Source organism: Acetobacterium fimetarium, assembly GCF_014284475.1.
In the GTDB taxonomy this organism is placed as follows: domain Bacteria; phylum Bacillota; class Clostridia; order Eubacteriales; family Eubacteriaceae; genus Acetobacterium; species Acetobacterium fimetarium.
The window spans coordinates 1-3,666 of record NZ_WJBC01000049.1 but is presented as its reverse complement, the minus strand read 5'-3'; the positions used below and the strand labels follow the sequence as shown (position 1 = coordinate 3,666).

Annotated in this window: 1 protein-coding gene and 2 rRNA genes; all 3 read left to right on the top strand. The window is 40.5% G+C overall.

Features of this window, described 5'->3' with window-relative positions; genetic code table 11:
* Window positions 1–124 (top strand): 23S ribosomal RNA (locus GH808_RS14825); the annotation flags it as partial.
* 227 nt (window positions 125–351) lie between these two features.
* Window positions 352–468 (top strand): 5S ribosomal RNA (gene rrf, locus GH808_RS14820).
* Between the two features lie 533 nt (window positions 469–1,001).
* Window positions 1,002–3,185 carry a DNA helicase RecQ gene (recQ, locus tag GH808_RS14815; protein WP_186843563.1) on the top strand — a complete coding sequence of 728 codons (2,184 nt, stop codon included), beginning with the start codon at window positions 1,002–1,004 and terminating at the stop codon, window positions 3,183–3,185.
* Window positions 3,186–3,666 lie beyond the last annotated feature (481 nt).

Sequence of the window (3,666 nt, the reverse complement as noted above, 5' to 3'; positions counted from 1 at the left end):
CAAGATAAGATATCTCACCAGAAATGGTTAAGGTCCCTGGTAGACGACCAGGTAGATAGGCTGGATGTGGAAGTATGGCAACATATGGAGCTGACCAGTACTAATCGACCGAGGTCTTGATCCAAGATTTTATACACTGTGCTGTTTCCTGTGATCGATGATCATCAGAATACAATTGAATAAAAATAGCAAGTAGGGATAAGGATCATCAATTGCTGTAAAAATCTTTCAAGAAGAATCGGATGATTTTTACAACAATTGATGGACAGTTTAGCCGGTTTAACCGCTAACGCTCCATTAAACCTATTCGTTTCAGACGATTTTCAATCGCCCGAAACAAAGCTAAACTAATCTCGCGACGATGGCGGAAGGGCCACACCTGTTCCCATACCGAACACAGAAGTAAAGTCTTCCAGCGCCGAAAGTACTTGGTGGGTAACTGCCTGGGAGGATAGGACGTTGCGGGGCTTTTTATTTTGCGCGAAACAACGAGCCATGCGGCAAAAAAATAAAGAGGATATAAAAAATCAAGGATACTTGTTTTTTTATATCTTTTTTATTTTTTAGGAAGGAGCCGTCTGGCGACTGACGCGACTGAGGCGTAGCGCAGCGGAGACGAAGTGCCGCATGAGCGAGTTAAACGGCAGTATATTTGAGAGATGTTGATTCAAGTGAGCTTGGAAGTAATCATTATGAATCTATTTTTTTATGGGGCGAAGCCCCTAACGGAGGCGCAGCGTTAGCTGCGACGGAGTTGCACGTCTTCATTGGACGTTGGTCGGCAGTGGTTTTAAGTGTTGTTTTGTTTCACTGCTGCATCGTTTGACGGATTCAGTTTTGATTGTTATACTGCTTTATAAGAATAAGCCGTAATGAAAAATACTGATAACTACAGACGCGTCTAACTGGAATGGCCAGGAAGAAACACAATCGCTAGGTGGGATTACTGCATAAGAAACATTAAATTATTAACCGTTCCATCGATTAACAGGAGGTCGGGATTGACACTAGAAAAAAAATTAAGCCAATACTTTGGATACGACGAATTCAAAGAAGGTCAGGAAAAAATCATCGAAGCTGTTTTAAATGGTAAAGATGTGCTGGGGATTATGCCAACAGGGGGTGGTAAATCATTATGCTACCAGCTGCCAGCTATACAAATGGAGGGCTTAACCCTAGTCATTTCACCGCTGATTTCACTGATGAAAGATCAGGTTGATTCTTTAAGTGAAATGGGAATTGCCAGCACATATTTAAATAGTAGCTTAGATGATGCAACCTATGAGCATCGTCTAGAAAAGATTCGAAACAATCAATACAAGCTTCTTTACATAGCGCCAGAAAGACTGAACAGTTATTCTTTCCTGGAAATGGCAAAACAACTCAATATTTCCATGATCGCTGTAGACGAAGCGCATTGTATCAGTCAGTGGGGACATGATTTTCGGCTGCATTATAAAGAAATTCCTGCTTTTATTGAGTCGCTTTCTTCCCGGCCGGTAGTCGCTGCATACACTGCGACAGCGACAGTACGAGTTACTCAGGAGATAAAGCATTTACTGAAGTTGAAAAATCCGGTGGAATCAATCATCGGCTTCGATCGTCCCAATTTATTCTACCAGGTTGTCAAGACTGGGGATAAATTCAAATATGTGACAGATTCTATTAAAGCGAATAATCAAGATAAATCCGGAATTATCTACTGTGCGACCAGAAAAACAGTGGAAGGATTAACACAAAAACTGACGGCTCAGGGATTCTTGGCAGCCGCCTATCATGGCGGGATGAGTTCCGAGCTTCGCCAGAAAAACCAGAACGACTTTATTCACGATCGTATTCGCATTATGGTGGCGACCAATGCTTTTGGAATGGGGATCAATAAGCCCGATGTACGTTTTATCATTCATTACAATATGCCTCAGAATATGGAGGCATATTATCAGGAGGCAGGACGTGGTGGTCGGGATGGAGACATCAGTCACTGTACCATTTTATACTCACCTGCTGATATTGTGAAGCAGAAAAGACTGATTCAGCTCAATCAGACATCGGCTGAACGGGAAAAGCTGCTGTTTGAAAACCTGCAGTATCTCGTTGATTATTGCCATACTAATGAATGCCTGAGAAAGAAAATACTTGAATATTTTGGAGAAACACCATCATATGAGCGCTGTGAGAATTGCGGAAATTGTCTGGACCAATCAGAAATGGTTGATGTCACAATTGATGCACAAAAGATTCTATCGTGCATTTATCGTCTCAAAAACCGATTCGGACTCAATATGGTGATATCGGTGTTGAGGGGTTCAAAAAATAAAAAGATTCTCGAACTTCAGCTTAATGAAATTTCTACCTATGGCATCATGAGAGAGCATACGGTGGAAAACCTCCGGGAGATCATCATGATGCTGGTGGCAAAGGGATATATTTGGATAACGGCAGACGAATACCCCGTGTTAAAATTAACGTCCTCGGCTTCTAATATTTTAAGAGGAGAGGAGAAAGTCTTTCATAAAAAGCATTTGGTTGAGATGAAGGTGAGTAAGAGCAAGGACAAAAGCACAACAAAAGATGCCGTTGACTATGATGAGGCATTGTTTTTACAGTTAAAAGCGTTAAGAACCAGTATTTCTCAGGAAAAAGGATTGCCACCATTCATTATTTTTCATGATGCCGCTTTAAAAGAAATGGCAGCTTATTTCCCGATGAACCGGGAAAATTTCATGATGATTAATGGAGTCGGACAAACGAAATATGATAATTATGGAGAGTGCTTTATCCAAGAAATTCAAACTTTTGTCGAAGAAAACAAAATCGAGATCAGAGAACGGCCCCAAAGTGATAATATTGATATTCATGAATCAGTAGTTGAAGAAGAAAAAGGCCCGAAAATCGACTCGTACGAAAAAACATATGACTTGTACGTGCAGGGGCATTCTCTTGAAGAAATAGTTCAGGCCAGAGAACTGACATCAAATACCGTGATTGCCCATTTAATCCGGAATGATCAGGAAGGTAAGCTGGTTGACTGGACAAAGTTTATTGATGATGACACGGAAATAAAAATACTGGCAGCCATAGAAAAAGCTGGCTTAGAGCGGCTGAAGTCAATCAAGGATCATCTTCCGGAAACTTGCAGCTATGAAGATATTAAAATTGTCATTCATAAATACGATCTGAGATAACCGGATGATGCAATACTAGAAGATATCAGAATCAAGCGAGGAATTTAGGCAGGAAAATGTGAATCACAAAAAATATTAAAAAACCAATTGACAAGGAGTAAAAAACTGAGTATACTATAAAAGTTGTCTCAAGCAGAGGCGACGGACACACAGCTGAATAACTGAAATGAACTTAAAAGAATTTCAAAAAACAGCTTGACAATCAAGAGAAACGACGATATAATATAAAAGCTTCGTAAGACGGAGCGGCGGTCATAGAAAAGAGAATAGTACCATAAAACCTGTAAATAGCCTTGAAATCCTTCGGGATTTCGGCAAAATAGAAACAGAGAGATGCACTCTATAAAACATCAGCTCGGCAGAGGATAAAGTGCACTCGGTAGAGTATAAAACTTAAGTATTCATGAGACAGCATTTAAAGGCCGAAAGGCTTTAAATACAAACTTTTATTGAGAGTTTGATCCTGGCTCAGGACGAACGC